The following is an 18,343-nucleotide window of genomic DNA, read 5'->3' on the forward strand; positions in this document are numbered from 1 at the left end:
CTTTGTTTTCCTCTTGTTTGGGCGTATGCCCTTTCTTCAACTCGCGCAACCTATGAAGGATTCATACTAAATTAACATGGAGGGAGACCCAATGAAAATAGGTACTTTCTTGTTAGGTGGCATTGCCGGAGCGGCAGCGGTCGTATACCTGAATCGCAAAAGTAAATCCATGTTGTTCTCCGCGTTCAGCTCTTCCAGTGAATCGATGGGGAAGGTAGTGGATAAGGCGAAAGATACCTTTGCGAGCAAATCATTTGGCGATTCACCGGTCCGGAATTTCTCAAGTACAAGCACCAATTCGAGTGCTAACTCAAGCGCAAACTCAAGCGGAGGGCTCGGCCAGGTGGAAAAAATCGTGAAAGAAGATCCGCATTTGAGTGTGACAGTTAACGAAATTTTGCAAGCCAACAAAGAAAATACGTCGACAATTCAATAAATTCTCACTACAGGCACAGTCAGGCAAACCCACGGGGCCGGCTGTGCTTTTTCTTTTATACATAACTTGCGCGTGCAATTGGAATCAAATAGTGTTAACATGGTAGGTGAAAACGATAAAAGAATACTTGTCCAAATCTTACTTCAAGGTTCACATTTTTATTTTTTTATCATATTCTGTTTTAATAAGATGACCATGCTTTCGATGCAAGCTTTCCAATCGGAAGGCTCAAAGGAGGATCCTATCATGAAAATAGAACGCTTAAGTCAGGATAAGATACGGATTTTCCTAACATTCGATGACTTAACTGAACGCGGAATTCAAAAGGACGACATGTGGAGAGAAATCCCCAAAGTACACGAACTATTCAGTGAAATGATGGATCAAGCCTATTCAGAGCTCGGATTTGACCCGTCCGGACCTCTAGCTGTTGAGGTGTTTGCACTGCCAGCCCAGGGAATGGTTGTCATTGTAACAAGAGGCAAGCTTGATTTGTATGCGAATTCAGATTCGTATGATGATCATGAAGCTGAAGAAGTGTATGAGATGGAAGTAACGCTTGAACAAAGCGATTTAGTCTCCTATGCGTTCCGTGATTTTGAAGATCTGCTGCGTGTCTCCAAAGTAATCAATCCGCTTCTTATTGAAGGCGGTACCCTTTATTCCTACAAAGGGAAATATATTTTACAACTAGAACCTGTTGACCTTGAAGATACGAAGTACCAAGCGTTAATCGCGGTCCTGTCCGAATTCGGGGAAGCTGCTTCCGTTACACAAGCGGTGCTTGAAGAGTATGGGAAGACGATTATTGCCGATGACGCCGTGAAGGTGCTCTGTCAGCACTTTAAATAAAGGCCTTCCTCTTTTTCTTTTGTTGTTGAATGAAACAAGCATCTTCAAAAACAACCGTTTTTGTTGATGCTTTTTTTAATTGGATAGAAAGTGGTTTTGCATCCTTGTGAAGAGACGATGGGGGAGAAAATCATGACGAACTTAGAACATAAACGCCTGGCGCCAACATTGGCAGCGGTTGATTTGGACAGTTTACTTAGCTATTACCAGAAACAGATGAGAGAAGAAGCCTATTTGTACTTGCAAAAAAGGGGTATCACCGAGGAGACTGCTCAATTATTCCGAATTGGTTTTGAAATCGGAAAAATCGGGTTCTACGTCGATCAGAATCAGTTAGGCGATTATTTTGAGCATCGAGTGATCCTGCCAATCCGTAATTACGACGGTGAGATTGTCGACTTAATCGGACGCTCAATTGATAATAAGGAACCGAAATACAAGGCTTTGTACGGGGTTGATCAATATCTTTTTAATTACTCCGCCTTGGAAGATTCCGATGAAGTTATCTTGTGCAGCGGCATTTTCGATGTGCTTTCTCTTACGCAGGCCAAAGTCCCGGCTGTTTGTGTGCCGGATTATGGGATATTCAAAGAACATCATCTCTCCCTTTTTACGGGAAAACGCGTCTATATTTGTATGGGGAACGATGAGTATGGACGGAGAGAGTCTACAAGGATTGAATCTGTTCTGAGAGAGCAGGGGAACGAAACCTACATTATCTCCTTGCCTGAGACTATTCGCGACATCAATGATCTGTTCGTCAGAGCACAGAACCCGGTTGAGGCTCTCCTTGGGCTCGTGAATCAGTCTGTTGAAGAGGCTATGTTGGCTCCTGTAGCGCCGGATATCAAGAATAGCACGGTTTATTTGGAAGAATATATGAAGAGATTCCGTGGGCAAGTAGCCTCGATTCGAACGGGCTTTGTTAAGCTGGACACGCTCCTATTTGGCGGCTTTGGCAACGGTTTGTACCTTCTTGCAGGTTCAGGATCCATTGGCAAAAGCATGCTGCTGAAACAAATGGCTGATCATATCGCACTTGAAGAAACGCCGGTCATATTTGTTTCCTGGGACATGACGAATTTCGAATTGTGGTCCCGCAGCATTGCGAGGATTATCGGTGTAGCGCCGCAGAAAGTGCTTGGAGGAAAAATTGATCCCGAACAAGTGGCTGAGGCGAATAAGCAGTACGGCAAAATTAGTAAAATGCTTTGGATGCTTGAGTGTACGATGAGTACAACGCTGGATCAAGTAGCCGCTAATATTGAGCGAATCGCCGTCATTGTGGGCAAGGAACCCGTCATTTTCATTGATCATTTGCAGCGAATTCCGATGGGCGAAGCCGCGGCGGCATTAACTTGGCAGCAGCAGCAAGCGGCTATCGCGTTTACGCTTAAGCAATGGTCCCGCGAATGGGATTGCCCGATTATCGCAGCTACCGCACTGGAGTTAGGTCAAGATAACGTTCCAGACCGGGTGCAGGCTTCCGCAGATGTCGTGATGATCATGCAGCCTGTGGCGTCGGATGTGGAGGGCCAACAGGCGATATCGCTAGCATTAACGAAGAACCGAAATGGCACAATAGGGAATATCCCTCTTGTTTTCCATAATGATTGCGCACTGTTTACGGAATAAATCATAGAAAAGTCATTTCAAAATGACTATAATGGAATATAAAATGACTGTACTGAGGGTATTTCATAACTTCTAGCATAAGGGGGAAGCCGCATTTGCAAATACTACCGATTGTTCTTGCAGCCGTAGCCCCAGGCCTCTCACTGCTTGCCTATTTTTATCTAAAAGATAAATACGAAACGGAACCCATTCATTTGGTTATCCGCATGTTCTTATTTGGTGTGCTGCTTGTATACCCGACTATGGTGCTTCAAAATGCTTTGGTTCAAGAATTTGGCGAGGGAACTTTTATTTCATCGTTTCTCCTTTCCGGGGGGATTGAAGAGTTCATGAAATGGTTCGTTCTGTATCATCTGATTTTCAGACATGAAGCATTTGATGAACCCTATGACGGAATTGTATATGCGGTGGCGGTAAGCTTGGGTTACGCGACATTAGAAAATATCATTTACGCATTTTTAAATGCAGCATCCTTTTCTGCGCTAATGATCCGCGCTTTGCTGCCGGTTTCGGCGCATGCGCTGTTCGGGGTTATGATGGGTTATTACTTGGGGAAAGCCAAATTCGTTCCTAACAAGGCCCAAAAGTACCTGTGGTTCTCGCTTCTGCTGCCGATCTTCTGGCATGGATTGTTTGATTACATTTTGCTCTTTTTCAAATCCAACTGGATCTGGGTCATGATTCCGGTTATGACATTTCTATGGATTCGGACGATTTGGCGGGTTGACCGGGCGAATGCGCATTCGCCACTACGCGTCGCATCAGCAGATGAGAAGATTAAAATGAGTTAATTTGGGCAATACTGGACTGTATAGAACGTGATTCCTGGCTCATAGGCTCGGAAGTACCGGGAGGGTGTACATGTCCATAACACGAGTGAAAGTAAAGATCCGCTGCAGACAATGCGGGGAAAAGTTCGTGCTGAAAGGTAAAAGAGAAAAAGGTAAAATCGAAACGGGATTCAGGCAATGTATTTGCAGCAACGAGCATGACTTTGAAATAGAGACGGATGAATAACGAGAGGCCATTCTTTACGAATAGGCCTCTTTTTGTTGTCAATCTTGTATAAACCTGTCTATCCGCGCAAAAACTAAGCGCAAGTTTAGGGGATGAAAGGGGTATTCACGTGTATAAAAGATTGAGCATTGTCATGTTTCCATTTTTATTAGTTGCCTTAATCGGTGCATCGGTTTGGGGCTACTTGGAGCATCAGGAGAAAAATACGATTTTGATTAAAGCAGAGAATCAATATCAGCGTGCGTTCCATGATCTCTCTTTCCATATGGATAAGCTGCATACGGAGCTAGGGAACACACTTGCTGTTAATTCGACGGCGGAGCCATCATACCGCAAAGGACTTGTGAATGTTTGGCGGTTGACCAGCCAGGCTCAAAGTGACATTACACAGCTTCCGTTAACGCTGCTGCCTTTCAACAAGACCGAGGACTTCTTAGCGAATATGGCGAATTATTCCTACCGAATGTCCGTTCGCGACATGACCAAGCAGCCATTAACGGAAACGGAAATAAAAACGCTAAGTTCGCTTTACGATCATTCCGCTGAGATTACGAAGGAAATACGCGGGGTTCAGGACAAAGTAATGACGAACAATTTGCGTTGGATGGACGTGGAGATGGCCTTGGCTTCCGAAAATGAAGTGCATGATAATGCCATCATTGACGGCTTTTCCATCGTTGATAAAAAAGTTGGCGCCTACGAGGAGTTGAATTGGGGCCCAGGCAGTATGGGCATGCTTTCCCAGAAAAAAATAAGCATGCTGTCCGGCAATGATATGACGGCAGATCAAATTAAGCAAAAGGCGGCTCAATTCCTGGGGCAAGCCGACACGGCCAATATGCAAGTTGTAGAAAACGGCGGGAATACGCCTGAGAATCAGAGCTTTAGCGTTGTGGTGCCGAGCGGAACGAACGGCGCCGACAGTGCGCAAATGGATTATACGAAAAAAGGCGGTCATTTGATTTATTTCATGAAGCCTCGTGATGTCAAAGAGTCGAAGTTTGATCTTAGACAAGCCCGCGATATCGCGAATGAGTTCTTGGATCAGCATGAATACAAAGATATGAGTGCAGTTAGCTATGATCAATATCAAAACATTGCGAATATTATTTTCGCTAAACGTGAGAAGGATGTTACCATTTATCCGCAGCAAATCAGCGTTAAAGTTGCACTGGACACGCTCGAAGTGATCGGACTTCAAGCGACGGATTATATTTATGGCCAAGTTCAGCGGAATATTGGACAACCCAAAATTACAGCGGCCGAAGCGCGGAAACAACTTAGTCCGAATATGAAAGTGACGGGGGAATCTCTCGCAATCATCAAAAATGATCTGGATGAAGAGGTTCTCTGTCATGAATTTATTGGGAAAATGAACAATAATCTATATCGTGTTTTTATCAATGCTGATTTGGGGATGGAAGAAAAAATCGAGACGATTCGCCCGGATCAAGCACAAGCTGCGGCAAATAAAACGACATAAAGTCGAAAAAGAGAAGTGGGTTCGAGCAGATTCGAGCCCATCTTCTTTTTTTTGCTATTCAAATAAGGGCGGCGTGGTTATAATTGTGTCATCATATGTTTCGGAGGTGCAGGGATTGCTGCCCAAGGTTAACCAAATTTTACATATACAAGTCAATAGTATTGATGATGAAGAATCCAGGATTGAATACAAAGCCAGAATCGCCGATGTAACGGATAGCTCAATCTTGATAGAAATTCCTATGAATGAGCAGACGGGCCGTCTCAAGAAGCTGTATTATGGCGATGAGTTGAACACCTTCTATATTGCACAAGGCGGCGTGAAACATTACTTCACAACGTCGGTTACCGGGTTTCGGGAAGACGTGTTACGGTTAGTAGAGCTTCATAAGCCCGAACCGGAAGCTATTACGCAAGTCCAACGCCGAAGTTTTCTAAGGGTGCCGGCTGAACTGGAAATTGCGGTCAAAGTGTCTGACCAGATTCAATTTATCGGTGTGACCGACGATGTTGGCGGTGGCGGCATCTCGATGGAATATGACGGCCAAATCCCACTTGGCATCAACACGATTATTTCTTGCTGGCTGCTCGTTCCTTACAAGAACGGCAACATTGAGCATATTCCATTTAACGGCGAAGTTGTGCGCGTCAAGCAATTGGAAACCGGCAAGCAGCTTGCCATGGTCCGATTTGTTGACATTTTGGACAGGGAGCGCCAGAAACTGATTCGTTTTTGTTTTGAGCGCCAGATGGATTTCCGCAAAAGATAAGATAGGGATCTTTTGACGATCTCAGAACTCTCTCAACTTGCAAGCATGAGAGTAGGCTCGTATGGGTATACTACCAGACAATATGCCTATTCGAGCAGGTGAGAAGCTCTTGTCCAACGATCGGGAAGCGAAGTCCTATGAGCAGTTGTTTATCCTTTTTTCTGCGAAAGTAGAAAAGGTCATTATTCGAACAACTCTCGTATGTTTTATCGTGCTTATTTGCGTGCAGTTATTGCTCCAAATCCCTTATGTACGCAAGCATTTTACGCGGGTTGAACCCCTGGAAGGCAAGCCTTATATGCTGCCTCAAAATGCTAAGGGAGAGCGCTCTTAAGCAGGCTGGGTTGCAATCTATTATGCGTCCAAGTTTTGCATATACCTAGGTAGTGTGATATAATTTGAATCAATTAGCAGGCAGTGCCTGCTTTTTTGTTCGTAAGGTATTGTGGAGTATCGTTGGGAGGAACAGCAGCTTGGATAAGTTCAATATTGCCATTGATGGACCTGCTGGTGCCGGTAAAAGTACCATTGCTCGGCTTGTTGCCGGAGCACTTGGATTCGTTTACGTGGATACAGGGGCCATGTATCGGGCAGTAACATGGAAAGTACAGCAAGAAGGGCTGTTACCTGATCAAGAGGCAGAAGTGGCTGCTTTGGCCAATCGTATGAAGATTGAGCTCATTCCTGGAGAAGAGGGTCAACAAGTTTTTGTCGATGGCGTCGATGTAACGAAAGCAATCCGTACGACTGCCATTACAGATCATGTTTCCCAAATTGCCAGTTATGGCGCGATACGCGAGCTGCTGGTCAATTTGCAGAAACAAATGACGATTTCTAAAGGCGTTGTTATGGATGGCCGGGATATCGGTACTCATGTGATGCCGGATGCAGAAATCAAGGTGTTTCTGACAGCCAGCGTGAAGGAACGCGCAGAGCGACGCTTCAAAGAGATGCAGAGCAGCGGTACTTGTACACTGACGCTCTCCGAACTTGAACAGGACATCGCTCGTAGGGACCAATTGGACCAAGATCGAGAGATTTCTCCGCTCAGACGTGCTCATGACGCTGTATTGATGGACAGTACCTCAATGACAATCGAAGAAGTTGTGGACGAGATACTTGGGCTTTGTAAAGACAAAGTCGGAGGTGGCAAATAAGATGCTATATCGCATCGGCAGGGCCTTGTTTCGCTGCTTTTTCACCTTGTTTTTCCGGTTGCGTGCCATCGGCATGGAAAATGTCCCTAAACATGGTGCAGTAGTGCTTTGCGGCAATCATACAAGTTTATTGGATCCTCCATTATTAGGAACACCGCTTAAACGTATGGTACATTTTATGGCGAAAGCCGAACTCTTCGACATTCCTGTTCTGGGCGCGGTTATTTCTAAAGTAGGCGCTTTTCCAGTTAAACGCGGTGGCGTAAGCAGAGATTCAATCCGCCTCGCGGTGCAATTGCTCCGTGACGGCAATATGTTAGGCGTTTTCCCGGAAGGCTCGCGTAATAACGCTGGGGGAATGGGCAAGAAGGGCGCTGCTTCTCTTGCATTGAAATCCGGAGCTGCTGTCGTTCCTGTGGCAATTGTTGGTACTTATTCTTTATTCCGCCGCATGACCATTGTGTACGGCAAACCGCTTGATTTGAGTGCTTACGCGGGAGCCAGCTCAGAAGATTTGGAGCTCGCGACGGAAGCCATTATGAAAGAAATTCGCCGCTTACACAGTACATATAGCAAGGCATAGGCCACATGTATGGAAATGAAAGCTTGGAATTATACTATCTTCAAAAGCGAATGATGATTGTTTTGTTTGAAACAGAGTAGAAGCTTACATACTGCTTTGTGACTTATAAATTATTTTTTGTTGGTTGTAATTAGAGGAGGCTAATCTCATGTCAGATGAAGTAAAAGTTCAAGATCAAACGCAAGAAGCTCAAGAAACAGCCGTATCGCAAGCAGAAGCGGAGCATGCCATGAACAATGTTGCTGTGCTGAAGAAAGGCGCTACCGTGAAAGGCAAAATCGTTAAGGTAGACGCAGATCAAGCCTTCGTGGATATCGGTTACAAATACGATGGTGTTATTCCGGTTCGCGAACTGTCTTCCGTAAGCTTGGAAGATGCTGGTCAAGCGGTACAGCTTGGACAAGAAGTTGAGTTGAAAGTTGTTTCCATCAACGATGCGAAAGAAACATTGGTTCTTTCCAAACGCGTTGTAGACAGCGAAAAAGCTTGGGAAACGCTACAAGGCCAATTGGAAAGCAAAGAAATTATCGAAGCTTCCGTTGCTGAAGTTGTAAAAGGCGGTTTGGTTGTGGATATCGGCGTACGCGGTTTCGTACCTGCTTCCATGGTTGAGCGTCAATTCGTTGAAGATTTCTCCTCCTACAAAGGCCGCACATTGCGTCTTCGTGTGAAAGAAATCGATCGTGAGAAAAACAAAGTCATCCTTTCCCAAAAAGATGTATTGGATGAAGAATTCGAAGCAAACAAAAAGAAAATCATCGAAGGTTTGCAAGTAGGACAAGTTCTTGATGGAACAGTTCAACGCTTGACACAATTCGGTGCATTTATTGATATCGGTGGCATCGACGGTTTGGTACACATTTCCGAGCTTGCTTGGCACCATGTAGATCAAGCTTCTGACGTTGTTAAAGAAGGCGACAAAGTTAAAGTGCAAATCCTTAAACTTGACCCGTCCAACGACAAAATCAGCCTAAGCATCAAAGCTACACAAGCAGGCCCTTGGTCCAATGTGGAGAATGATTTCAAAGCTGGTGATATCGTAACAGGTACAGTGAAACGTCTTGCTGCATTTGGCGCATTCGTTGAAGTGGCTCCTGGTGTTGAAGGTCTTGTGCATATTTCTCAAATCGCACACCGTCACATCGGAACACCACATGAAGTATTGAAAGAAGGCCAAGAAGTTCAAGTGAAAATCTTGGAAATCAATGCTTCCGAGAAACGCGTTAGCCTAAGCATCAAAGAAACAGAAGAAGCTCCTGAAGCTCCTGCTGGCGCAGCTGCTCCGTCCGCTGCGAAACCGGAAAGAGAAAGACAACCAAGAGGCGACCGTGACCGCGGTAACAGCGCTAGCCATCAAAAAGAAATCGCTGGTAACGAGAACGTTTCTCTTAGCAACCAAGGTTTGTCCATGACACTTGGTGAGCGTTTCGGCGACAAATTGGCTAAATTTAAAAAATAAGTGATACTTGGATTTTAGGGGGACCAAAGGAATGCGCATCTCACGCAAAATGGAGCATGTCCATTACGCGCTGGAGCTTGGTCAATCCAGACAGCAAGGGCTGTCGGATATCAAGCTTGTGCATAACTGTTTACCTGAGACTTCAACGGATCACATTGCACTTACGACTGAAATCGGCGATCTCATTATGAGTTCGCCGATTTTAATTAATGCGATGACCGGAGGAGCTCATGAGACAGAGAGCATCAACCGCGAGCTAGCGATTATGGCAAGGGAGAAAGGCATGGCGATGGCCGTCGGCTCCCAAATGTCAGCGTTAAAAAACAGCGAGGTAGCGTCCAGCTACCAAGTAGTACGGCGCGAAAACCCGAAGGGTGTCGTGTTTGCGAATTTGGGCAGCGAAGCCACCGTTGAACAAGCTGTTAGAGCCATTGACATGATTGAAGCCAATGCGCTGCAAATTCATTTGAACGTTATGCAAGAGTTGATCATGCCCGAAGGAGATCGCAGCTTCGTAGGCATGCTGAAGCGGATTGAAGCCATTGTTCGGCACGTTCAGGTGCCGGTCATTGTCAAGGAAGTCGGCTTCGGCATCTTGAAGGATAACGCCAAACAATTACAAGACATCGGTGTCCGCGTCTTGGATGTTGGCGGTTCCGGCGGCACGAATTTCGCCGCCATCGAGAATGCCAGACGTCCAGCGGCGATAGAGTGGCTGAACGACTGGGGTACCCCGACGAGCATCTCGCTTTTGGAGGCGCTGTCTGTTTATCCAAGAGGCGCAGTCATTGCCTCAGGGGGCATTACGAACGCTTTGGAAGCGGCCAAAGCGCTTGCGCTTGGCGCCTCAGCCGTCGGTATGGCGGGTGTATTTCTGAAGGTGCTGCGCGAGCAAGGCACCCACAGTCTTCATCGTTTTGCAGACGAGCTTCACCAAGGACTTATCTTAATTATGACAGCGCTAGGCGCCCCTACAATTAAGGATTTGGGGCATTGCCCCGTCGTCATTATGGGAGAAACGGCGGAATGGTGCCGCACCCGTGGAATTGATTTAACTTCATACGCAGATAAAACCAATCGGAGTAAATAATCGAAAGATTGCCATACTAAGGATCAAGATGTGCTTCCCTCTACTAAGAAGAGTGGAAGCCGTAGATCCGCAGGCAAGCGGTGATAGCTATCATCGGTTCGCCAATGCCTTGTAGGGTGGTCAGATTATGAACTCCGGTTATTTGTCTCTCATTCTCCTTTGCATCACGTTGATTTTGTTTGCCAGCGGATGGAAGGAACTGTACGTCAGAAGTATATCGCATAAGGGCATGCTTCTTTTTTTTGCCCTGTGGATTGCAAGTTCGTGCCTATCCGTGACGATTAAGAAGATGCATATCCAACTCGTCTATATCTTGGTTTTTGCCATTAGCATAGCTATTCTTTTCGTGATTGAAGGCTTCATACATAAGCTTCATTTGCTGTCTATCGGGCTTCTGCTGGGTTCGCTTCATTTCTTGCTGCAACAGCTGCTGGAGATGGATCCGATCCTCATTGTGCGCAATTCAGACTGGGACATCGCCTTATTGCTCGCTTTCATAGCGGTTGTTTTACAACGCAATCCTCTGGAGCAAATCGCCGCTCTCTCGATGGGCTATTTGCTTGGTGATATGTACCAGGCGAGTATTCATCCCGTAGAGGGCTACCATCATGTCGGACATTCGACATTTCAAGACCAATGGTGGCTATCTGTCTTTGCTGCGCGAACTATGACGATTATTCTGCAAGCGGCCTACTCGGGCTGTCGAAGTATGATAAGAAGCTGGATAGAGCGAAGAGGAGGCTGGAGAAAGTAATGGACTGGTTTTATTCACACCGGTATACGATTGGCATTGTGGTGGGTGTTATCTTCGGCATTTTAGCCAGACTCAATATGCTTAGAACAGATTACAGACAATACCCGACATATCCGCATGGAAAAATCATACATATTTCCCTTGGCGTCATCGCGGCAGGTTTAGGTGCTGTCGCAGTGCCTGCTTTGCTCGACAAAAACTATACAGCGGTTACGTTTCTTTCCTTAGCTGCGCAGCAGTTCCGTGATGTTCGTAATATGGAGAGACAAAGCTTAACGAAGGTTGATGAACTGGAGTTAGTTCCCAGAGGTGCTGCTTATATTGAAGGCATTGCCATGGTTTTTGAGGGAAGAAATTATCTGGTCATTTTCTCGGCATTTCTGGCGTCCCTTTTCAGCATTTTGTTTGCCTGGTACTGGGGAGTTCTTGCCGGTATTTTATCGATCTGGATTGCGCACTTTTTTAAATCGGGTAAAAAGCTGGGGGATATTGCAGATATTGAAGCCGTTCCGATTCGGATGGATGGACCTGATTTGTTTGTTGGATCCGTTTATATCATGAATGTGGGGCTGCAGGATAGCCGAAGTAAGATTCAAGAGCATGGGGTAGGTTTTCTGATTAAACCTAAAAACCGTAATTCTCGAGTAACTCTGGCGAATCTAGGTCAAAGACAGGCGATATTACACGATATTTCTACGCTATTTGGCGTTTATCGAGATGAGGGGGAGCCCTCTTTGCGGCCTATGGCCAAGCTGGATATGAATACAGGCATTCTCGGAGTGCTGCTGCTGCCGCAAGAGCAGGATGTTGACAAAACATTTGTAGCTTTGCATCGGGTTCCCGTGCTGGAGAGCGCCGTACGTATGCCGTCAGAGGCCGGCGTAAACAAAAATAAGGGGGCGTGATTCGCCATGTCGCAAATTCTTGCTGTTGTGACATTAACGAAGGATCGGGTTGGCGGAGGTGCGCCAATATTCGTGGTAGAGCAGGAGGATGACCTGCAGAAAGTTTCTTTCTCGCTGGAAAAAATATTGGATGCGAACGCGCATGATTTGAAAAATGGCACGATGATTTTGGTCAAACATACATGAAAGGGTGGTTTGTTATGATCAATTTGGCGAGAAGTCTCAAAAGAGATTAGCCAATCCGTGTCTTTTTTGTTATGATGTAAGTTGCGTATTTTTCCATGGCTGATCATGGAATCAGGAGGAGTGAATGAGAATTGGCTAGACCAGTACTTGCAATTGTCGGCCGACCGAATGTCGGAAAATCCACCATTTTCAATCGGATCGTAGGCGATCGCCTTGCGATTGTAGAAGATAAACCGGGTGTAACACGTGATCGACTCTATGGTGTGGGCGAATGGCTGAATACGTCATTCAGCGTGATTGATACAGGCGGTATTGAAATTGATGGCGAGGATGCAATCCTCAAATCTGTTCGTGTGCAGGCTGAGCTTGCGATTGAAGAAGCGGATGTTATTGTGTTCATGGTAGATGCTAAAGCGGGTGTAACCCCATCGGATGAAGAAGTAGCTCAGCTGCTGTTCCGTTCCAAGAAACCGGTTGTCCTTGCCGTGAACAAAGTGGATAACCTGGCGCGCCAAGATGATATCTATGAATTCTACGCTCTGGGATTTGGCGATCCGGTTGGGATCTCGGGTTCGCACGGGATTGGGATCGGCGATCTGCTCGAAGTTGTCTGTGGGCTTTTCCCTGACAAAAAGGATGACGAATATGGGGAAGAAGTCATTAAATTTGCGCTGATCGGTCGTCCGAACGTAGGCAAGTCGTCCATGACGAATGCCATTCTCGGCGAAGAACGTGTTATTGTCAGTGATGTTGCCGGCACGACACGCGATGCTATCGATACGCCATTTGAGCGGGATGACCAGAAATTTGTTATCATCGATACCGCTGGTATGCGCAAAAGAGGCAAGGTTTACGAGAATACGGAGAAATATAGCGTCATGCGCGCAATGAAAGCAATCGAACGCGCAGATGTTGTGCTCGTTGTTATTGATGGCCAGGAAGGCATCATTGATCAGGACAAGCATATCGCTGGATATGCGCATGAAGCAGGAAAAGCGATTGTCATCGTCGTAAATAAATGGGATATCGTTGAGAAAGACGATAAAACCATGCAGCATTTTACACAAACCATTCGCGATCATTTCTTGTTCTTGAGTTATGCTCCGATTGTCTTTGTATCAGCCAAAACAACACAACGCTTACATAAGCTGTTGCCGGTTGTTGTTCAAGTGGCGGAAAATCATGCCCTGCGTGTTCAAACGCATTTGTTGAATGATGTGGTCTCCGATGCCGTAGCCTATAATCCGCCTCCAACGGATAAAGGTAAACGCCTGCGGATTAACTATGTGACTCAAGTTGCCGTTAAGCCTCCTGTCTTTGTGCTATTCGTGAATGAGCCTGAGCTCATGCACTTTTCATATGAACGGTATTTGGATAACAAAATTCGTGCAGCCTTTGGTTTTGAAGGTACGCCGATTCGTATCCTAAGCCGTAGAAAGACTTCGGACAAAGAATAAGGAGATGTTGCAGCTTGCTTTTAATTTCCATAATAACAATCGTAGCAGGTTATTTATTAGGGGCTATCAGCTTTAGTTATTTATTTGGAAAATGGTTTAAAGGCATCGATATCCGCAAGCATGGAAGCGGCAATGCAGGCGCAACCAACACACTTCGCGTATTGGGCAAGGGTCCGGCGATTATGGTATTGCTCCTGGACGGTTTGAAGGGGGTTGCTGCTGTTTGCCTTGGCATTTGGGCAGCTCCCGGACCGGACGATATGTGGGTTCGCGTATTGTGCGGACTTGCTGCCATCATTGGGCATAACTGGCCGGTGTATTACGGGTTCCGCGGCGGCAAAGGGATTGCCACGACAATCGGTGTAATGGCCACGCTTTGCTTCATTCCTACGTTAATTGCAGGTTTAACGGCTATCGTTATTATTGCTATTACCCGTTTCGTTTCGTTAGGTTCCTTGATTCTAACTGCACTCTTACCTTTTCTTATTTGGGGAATGGATCGACCGCTACCGGTTTTGTGGATTAGTATCCTGCTATGCGCGTTTGCCTTTATGCGCCATCGTACCAACATTGTGAAGCTCGTTCAGGGTAAAGAGAATAAACTGGGCCAGAAAAGAGCATAGTCTGATCTTACATCACCCGGTAATTCCAATGCATAACGTTTAGGAGGGGTAACCATGTCAAACAAAGTATCGGTTCTAGTAGCAGGCAGCTGGGGAACGGCTCTTGCCACGGTACTGGCGGATAATGGACATCAAGTGTTGTTATGGTCTCGGAATGAGGAGCAAGTCCAAGAGATCAACGAACAACACAGGAATAGCCGTTTTCTCCAAGATGTGGAGTTATCACCGTTAATCGTAGCGACGAATTCGCTGCAGGAGGCGGTAGAAGGAGCAGATGCGATTATTATGGTCGTTCCTTCGTCCGGAATGCGTGAGGTTGCATCCAACGTGCGTCCCTTTTTGAAAAAGGATGCTTTGCTGATTCATGCGACCAAAGGCTTTGAAACGGGATCCCTCAAGCGGATGACCGAGGTATTGGCAGATGAACTGCCTGACATCAATCCGAATCGGCTTGTGGTGCTTTCCGGTCCCAGTCACGCAGAAGAAGTCATACGGAAATGCCCGACCACCGTCGTTGTCGCGGCGCAAGATCTGGAAGCGGCTGAGGCTGCGCAGGATTTATTGATTAACTCGTATTTCCGCGTCTATACGAATCCCGATGTTGCAGGCGTTGAAGTCGGCGGAGCACTCAAAAACATCATCGCCCTGGGTGCAGGGCTGACAGATGGCTTGGGCTTTGGTGATAATGCCAAAGCTGCGCTGATGACCAGAGGACTGGCCGAGATCGCTCGCTTAGGTACAACGATGGGGGCTAACCCTTTGACTTTTGCCGGATTAGCTGGAATCGGTGATTTGATTGTGACTTGTACGAGTCAACACAGCCGGAATTGGCGTGCTGGAAATAAATTAGCTAAAGGTATGCCTCTAGATGCGGTGCTGCAAGAGATGGGCATGGTCGTGGAAGGCGTGAAGACAACGAAAGCTGCTTATGAGTTGTCTCGCAGATATGATGTGACAATGCCGATTACAGATGAGTTGTACAAGGTGCTTTTCGATGGAAAATCGCCGCAGTTAGCCGCGCAGGACCTTATGGGCCGAGTCAGAACCCATGAGATCGAAGAAGTGGCTACCGATGCCATTACAAATGTATTGAAGTAGCCTACACCACATGCTTCCCGCACTCATACTATACCGTATAAGTATTTAGTTCTTATCAGGTATAGGGAGGCGGCACATTTGGCAAATAAAGATATGTCTAAAGACGTATTGAACGTGGTGAAGAAGAAAACAGGGAAATCCGTTTCACCTAAAGATATCGAGAGAATTGCTAGCGGTGTGAAACCTTCAACACTTCAAAGCGAGACTCAGCTGCGTCAGCTGATCAAACAAGTCTCTGGCCTTGTCAATGTTAAAGTATCCGAAGAGACGATCAATGATATCATTCAGGCAGTGAAAAGCTCTAAGCTCGACAGCAACAACATGCAGCAGCTTATGAATATGATGATGGGCAAAAAATAAAAAGCATGAAGGGGAGCTTGCTGCCCTTTATGCTTTTTTTCTCATCCTATGCTATACTTACTGTTGATAATTTGAAAGATTATACATAAGGGGTTAAAAATATGTCAAGTTTGGACAAAATGTGGGCGTCTTTTGTAGCCATTGGACTCATGGTTGTCGCATCATTATTGATTTCGTACGCAAGAACGCGTACCCAAGGATGGGTTCGTGTCGTTCTATCGACTGTTGCCTTTATTTTATTCATTCCCATTTTACTCTATATGCTGCTATCATTGTTCTAACTTGGAGGCGATACATACATGCTGGAATTAAAAACGCGCAAAGCGCAGAAAACGATGGAGCCGGAAATTGGGCTAAGTATCTTGGATCATGCGCTCAAAAACGACGTGGAATGGGGCTTCTCGTGTACACGAGGCACATGTGCCAGATGCCGCTGTTATGTAGCTGCTGGACGTGAGCTGCTTTCCCTACCTTCCGATGCGGAAGAGAATCGCCTGGAGCCCGAAGAAATCGAGCAGGGCTATCGACTTGCTTGCCAATGCATGATTAAGCAAACAGGCGTCATTTCCGTTACACATAAGCCCTATTTTTAAAATATCTGCCTGAAAGGTGTGGGCATCTTGGTCCTGCTGGAACCGTTAGTACCAACGATTACGACCATTCATACACAATTATTGCAAGCACCTAGCGTACGATGGCTCATCGGTGGCAGCTGCGGACTGCTTATGCAAAACGTAGATATTGGAAGAAGTCCGAGAGATCTGGATATTTATGTGGATAAGAACGATGTATCCGCTATTCATGCTTCTCTTCAGGATTATTCCGTTGATACACCTGTGTATAGTCAAACAAACATATATGCTTCGATCCTCAGCCATTATCAAATTCATGGAGATGCGGTTGAAGTAGTAGGGGATTTCAAGGTTCAAGCACTGGATTCCTCCTATCAAGTGGAGGCTGCGTACCTATGGGAGAACCACAGCCATACAGCTATGATTGACAGCTTGGAAGTGAAGGTAATGCCGTTAGCTCATGAACTTCTCTTTAATTTATTGAGAAAGCGGCCTGATCGTTACGAAGCTATCCTTAAAACGATGAGGGCTGCTCCAGAGCTGCACATGCCGGCATTACATGCGTTATTGCAAAGAAATAGTTGGGGACTAGCGTTTGAGCACAAGCTTGAGGAATTACTAGATTCGCACTGAGATTAGGAAGTTGACAGATAAGTAGGTGGACCTGATGAGTGGATTTGAAGTGCATTTCTGGCCAGACGACAAGAAAATAAGTGTTCGGGCAGGCACGACTTTACTGGATGCCGGACGGAAGGCCAAGGTTCATATACGCACACGATGCGGAGCCAAAGCCGCATGTCTGATGTGCAAAGTGAAGGTGAATGACGCCAACAGCAAGGGGCTTGCCCCCATGAATGTGAATGAACGGCTGAAACTTGGCTCGCAAGCGGAGGAAGGCTACCGCCTCGCCTGCCAAGCTCGTGTGGTTGGCCCTGTACAGGTGACGATTCCGGAGGACCCTCTGAAGGCTGCTATACGTGCTCAGCTTGCCAGACAAGCCGAAGATGATGATTTATTTTAGAGAACAAAGATAGGATGATGGATGCGTGAAAATAGCTCGAGGCGTTGGATATGGCAGATGGATAGGCATTATTCTTAGTATGGTTCTGCTGTTAAGCGGTTGCGCTTATCCGAAAGAACTGCGTAAGGAAAATCAAATTAACCCTGCGGAGTTTATTACCGTTGTTCAGCAAGCCGTGGATCTGTTCCATGAGAAAACCGGTGTTCTGCCTATAAAAAATAGTGATATGACAACCCCGCTCTATGAGAAATATGTCATTGATTTTGCAAAGTTGAAAAAGTCAAACTATTTAAGCACCGTACCGGCGAACGCTTTTGAAAGCGGTGGTATTTTCATCTACGTGCTCGTTGATGCAGAAACGAAACCGACGGTGAAGCTGATGGATTTATCGGCTTATCAAAGCGTGGAAGATGTTCAAAAGAAAATAAATGATTATAAAGCAAGCCATGATGGAAAATTGCCTGCTGGAATTGCTATCAATGAAGCGTTCGAGTATGTGGATTTCAATAATCTGGGGATGAAAGCACCTGAAATCAAGTCGGTTTACAACCGCCAGAACCTCGTAACCTATTTGGTAAATAAGCAAACGGGCGAGGTTGCTATCGATTATGCAATGGATTTGATGAAGTTCATTCAAGATCAGAGTTTAGCCAGTTCCCTGAAACCGGATCAGGATTTACGAGAAATTCTCGTGAACAAATCTTATTTCGTGCCGATTCGCAGTTTTCCCTACCATTGGCAGAATAATCAGCCACTTCCCCAAGTGGCGCCATAAATATCGATTCCTCTTACAGTATTCTGTAGGAGGTTTTTTTCATTTTTCAGAATATCGCCGTCGATGCAATCATATATTTTTTCAATGTGGTGAGGAAAGCCCTATATGTGC

General features: G+C 45.9%; 24 protein-coding genes. All 24 read left to right on the plus strand.

Annotated features, from left to right (window positions below; all coding sequences use genetic code 11):
- Positions 1-91 precede the first annotated feature (91 nt).
- The 24 genes from GON05_RS15785 to GON05_RS15895 all read left to right on the plus strand — a co-directional run bounded on the left by GON05_RS15785 (position 92) and on the right by GON05_RS15895 (position 18,232).
- Positions 92-436, plus strand: coding sequence for a hypothetical protein (locus GON05_RS15785; RefSeq protein WP_157319978.1), 345 nt, complete (start codon positions 92-94; stop codon positions 434-436).
- 246 nt (positions 437-682) lie between these two features.
- Complete coding sequence (locus tag GON05_RS15790) at positions 683-1,288, plus strand: genetic competence negative regulator (RefSeq protein WP_127451207.1); 606 nt, start codon at positions 683-685, stop codon at positions 1,286-1,288.
- 132 nt (positions 1,289-1,420) lie between these two features.
- Complete coding sequence (locus GON05_RS15795) at positions 1,421-2,923, plus strand: DnaB-like helicase C-terminal domain-containing protein (protein WP_157319979.1); 1,503 nt, start codon at positions 1,421-1,423, stop codon at positions 2,921-2,923.
- Positions 2,924-3,018: 95 nt separating this feature from the next.
- Positions 3,019-3,714 (plus strand): glutamic-type intramembrane protease PrsW, encoded by a 696-nt coding sequence (gene prsW / locus GON05_RS15800; RefSeq protein WP_127451210.1) that lies wholly within the window; start codon positions 3,019-3,021, stop codon positions 3,712-3,714.
- 70 nt (positions 3,715-3,784) lie between these two features.
- Positions 3,785-3,940 carry a hypothetical protein gene (locus GON05_RS38850; RefSeq protein ID WP_164819461.1) on the plus strand — a complete coding sequence of 52 codons (156 nt, stop codon included), beginning with the start codon at positions 3,785-3,787 and terminating at the stop codon, positions 3,938-3,940.
- Positions 3,941-4,049: 109 nt separating this feature from the next.
- Positions 4,050-5,423, plus strand: a complete 1,374-nt coding sequence (gene ypeB, locus GON05_RS15805; RefSeq protein ID WP_181646561.1) for a germination protein YpeB — start codon at positions 4,050-4,052, stop codon at positions 5,421-5,423.
- An 85-nt stretch (positions 5,424-5,508) separates the two neighbouring features.
- On the plus strand, positions 5,509-6,192 hold the full coding sequence (locus GON05_RS15810) for a flagellar brake protein (protein WP_338114085.1): 684 nt from the start codon (positions 5,509-5,511) through the stop codon (positions 6,190-6,192).
- Between the two features lie 61 nt (positions 6,193-6,253).
- Positions 6,254-6,526, plus strand: coding sequence for a hypothetical protein (locus GON05_RS15815; RefSeq protein ID WP_246068972.1), 273 nt, complete (start codon positions 6,254-6,256; stop codon positions 6,524-6,526).
- Between the two features lie 139 nt (positions 6,527-6,665).
- A complete protein-coding gene (gene cmk / locus GON05_RS15820; protein ID WP_157319981.1) occupies positions 6,666-7,349 on the plus strand; it encodes a (d)CMP kinase in 684 nt (227 codons plus the stop codon).
- 1 nt (position 7,350) lies between these two features.
- Complete coding sequence (locus tag GON05_RS15825; RefSeq protein ID WP_127451218.1) at positions 7,351-7,932, plus strand: lysophospholipid acyltransferase family protein; 582 nt, start codon at positions 7,351-7,353, stop codon at positions 7,930-7,932.
- 148 nt (positions 7,933-8,080) lie between these two features.
- Positions 8,081-9,391 (plus strand): 30S ribosomal protein S1, encoded by a 1,311-nt coding sequence (rpsA, locus tag GON05_RS15830; RefSeq protein ID WP_127451220.1) that lies wholly within the window; start codon positions 8,081-8,083, stop codon positions 9,389-9,391.
- A 31-nt stretch (positions 9,392-9,422) separates the two neighbouring features.
- Entirely contained in the window at positions 9,423-10,481 is a 1,059-nt protein-coding gene (fni, locus tag GON05_RS15835; protein ID WP_157319982.1) for a type 2 isopentenyl-diphosphate Delta-isomerase, read from the plus strand.
- A gap of 127 nt (positions 10,482-10,608) precedes the next feature.
- A complete protein-coding gene (locus GON05_RS15840; RefSeq protein ID WP_157319983.1) occupies positions 10,609-11,235 on the plus strand; it encodes a YphA family membrane protein in 627 nt (208 codons plus the stop codon).
- Positions 11,235-12,140: a YIEGIA family protein gene (locus tag GON05_RS15845; RefSeq protein WP_157319984.1), complete on the plus strand. Its 906-nt coding sequence runs from the start codon at positions 11,235-11,237 to the stop codon at positions 12,138-12,140. Before GON05_RS15840 ends, GON05_RS15845 begins: the two co-directional genes overlap by 1 nt.
- Positions 12,141-12,146: 6 nt before the next feature.
- Positions 12,147-12,326, plus strand: coding sequence for a capping complex subunit for YIEGIA (locus GON05_RS15850; RefSeq protein ID WP_127451228.1), 180 nt, complete (start codon positions 12,147-12,149; stop codon positions 12,324-12,326).
- 131 nt (positions 12,327-12,457) lie between these two features.
- Positions 12,458-13,783, plus strand: coding sequence for a ribosome biogenesis GTPase Der (gene der / locus GON05_RS15855; protein ID WP_157319985.1), 1,326 nt, complete (start codon positions 12,458-12,460; stop codon positions 13,781-13,783).
- A gap of 14 nt (positions 13,784-13,797) precedes the next feature.
- Entirely contained in the window at positions 13,798-14,406 is a 609-nt protein-coding gene (gene plsY, locus GON05_RS15860; protein WP_157319986.1) for a glycerol-3-phosphate 1-O-acyltransferase PlsY, read from the plus strand.
- A gap of 54 nt (positions 14,407-14,460) precedes the next feature.
- Complete coding sequence (locus GON05_RS15865) at positions 14,461-15,504, plus strand: NAD(P)H-dependent glycerol-3-phosphate dehydrogenase (RefSeq protein ID WP_157319987.1); 1,044 nt, start codon at positions 14,461-14,463, stop codon at positions 15,502-15,504.
- A gap of 93 nt (positions 15,505-15,597) precedes the next feature.
- Positions 15,598-15,864, plus strand: a complete 267-nt coding sequence (locus GON05_RS15870; RefSeq protein ID WP_127451790.1) for a stage VI sporulation protein F — start codon at positions 15,598-15,600, stop codon at positions 15,862-15,864.
- Between the two features lie 101 nt (positions 15,865-15,965).
- On the plus strand, positions 15,966-16,145 hold the full coding sequence (locus GON05_RS15875) for a DUF2768 family protein (protein WP_127451234.1): 180 nt from the start codon (positions 15,966-15,968) through the stop codon (positions 16,143-16,145).
- A gap of 18 nt (positions 16,146-16,163) precedes the next feature.
- Positions 16,164-16,457, plus strand: coding sequence for a 2Fe-2S iron-sulfur cluster-binding protein (locus GON05_RS15880; RefSeq protein ID WP_157319988.1), 294 nt, complete (start codon positions 16,164-16,166; stop codon positions 16,455-16,457).
- 27 nt (positions 16,458-16,484) lie between these two features.
- Positions 16,485-17,069: a nucleotidyltransferase domain-containing protein gene (locus GON05_RS15885; RefSeq protein ID WP_181646562.1), complete on the plus strand. Its 585-nt coding sequence runs from the start codon at positions 16,485-16,487 to the stop codon at positions 17,067-17,069.
- Between the two features lie 34 nt (positions 17,070-17,103).
- Positions 17,104-17,457: a 2Fe-2S iron-sulfur cluster-binding protein gene (locus GON05_RS15890; protein ID WP_157319990.1), complete on the plus strand. Its 354-nt coding sequence runs from the start codon at positions 17,104-17,106 to the stop codon at positions 17,455-17,457.
- A 25-nt stretch (positions 17,458-17,482) separates the two neighbouring features.
- Positions 17,483-18,232, plus strand: coding sequence for a DUF3939 domain-containing protein (locus GON05_RS15895; protein WP_309492319.1), 750 nt, complete (start codon positions 17,483-17,485; stop codon positions 18,230-18,232).
- Positions 18,233-18,343: the final 111 nt, after the last annotated feature.

Source organism: Paenibacillus anseongensis, assembly GCF_009757995.1.
In the GTDB taxonomy this organism is placed as follows: Bacteria; Bacillota; Bacilli; order Paenibacillales; family NBRC-103111; genus Paenibacillus_E; species Paenibacillus_E chondroitinus.

Bases quoted from the DNA above. Each gene is read 5' to 3' on its own strand.
- GON05_RS15785 (WP_157319978.1), top strand. From the start codon at position 92: ATGAAAATAGGTACTTTCTTGTTAGGTGGCATTGCCGGAGCGGCAGCG.
- GON05_RS15790 (WP_127451207.1), top strand. From the start codon at position 683: ATGAAAATAGAACGCTTAAGTCAGGATAAGATACGGATTTTCCTAACA.
- GON05_RS15795 (WP_157319979.1), top strand. From the start codon at position 1,421: ATGACGAACTTAGAACATAAACGCCTGGCGCCAACATTGGCAGCGGTT.
- GON05_RS38850 (WP_164819461.1), top strand. From the start codon at position 3,785: ATGTCCATAACACGAGTGAAAGTAAAGATCCGCTGCAGACAATGCGGG.
- GON05_RS15815 (WP_246068972.1), top strand. From the start codon at position 6,254: ATGGGTATACTACCAGACAATATGCCTATTCGAGCAGGTGAGAAGCTC.
- GON05_RS15825 (WP_127451218.1), top strand. From the start codon at position 7,351: ATGCTATATCGCATCGGCAGGGCCTTGTTTCGCTGCTTTTTCACCTTG.
- rpsA (WP_127451220.1), top strand. From the start codon at position 8,081: ATGTCAGATGAAGTAAAAGTTCAAGATCAAACGCAAGAAGCTCAAGAA.
- fni (WP_157319982.1), top strand. From the start codon at position 9,423: ATGCGCATCTCACGCAAAATGGAGCATGTCCATTACGCGCTGGAGCTT.
- GON05_RS15840 (WP_157319983.1), top strand. From the start codon at position 10,609: ATGAACTCCGGTTATTTGTCTCTCATTCTCCTTTGCATCACGTTGATT.
- GON05_RS15845 (WP_157319984.1), top strand. From the start codon at position 11,235: ATGGACTGGTTTTATTCACACCGGTATACGATTGGCATTGTGGTGGGT.
- GON05_RS15850 (WP_127451228.1), top strand. From the start codon at position 12,147: ATGTCGCAAATTCTTGCTGTTGTGACATTAACGAAGGATCGGGTTGGC.
- GON05_RS15865 (WP_157319987.1), top strand. From the start codon at position 14,461: ATGTCAAACAAAGTATCGGTTCTAGTAGCAGGCAGCTGGGGAACGGCT.
- GON05_RS15870 (WP_127451790.1), top strand. From the start codon at position 15,598: ATGTCTAAAGACGTATTGAACGTGGTGAAGAAGAAAACAGGGAAATCC.
- GON05_RS15875 (WP_127451234.1), top strand. From the start codon at position 15,966: ATGTCAAGTTTGGACAAAATGTGGGCGTCTTTTGTAGCCATTGGACTC.
- GON05_RS15880 (WP_157319988.1), top strand. From the start codon at position 16,164: ATGCTGGAATTAAAAACGCGCAAAGCGCAGAAAACGATGGAGCCGGAA.
- GON05_RS15890 (WP_157319990.1), top strand. From the start codon at position 17,104: ATGAGTGGATTTGAAGTGCATTTCTGGCCAGACGACAAGAAAATAAGT.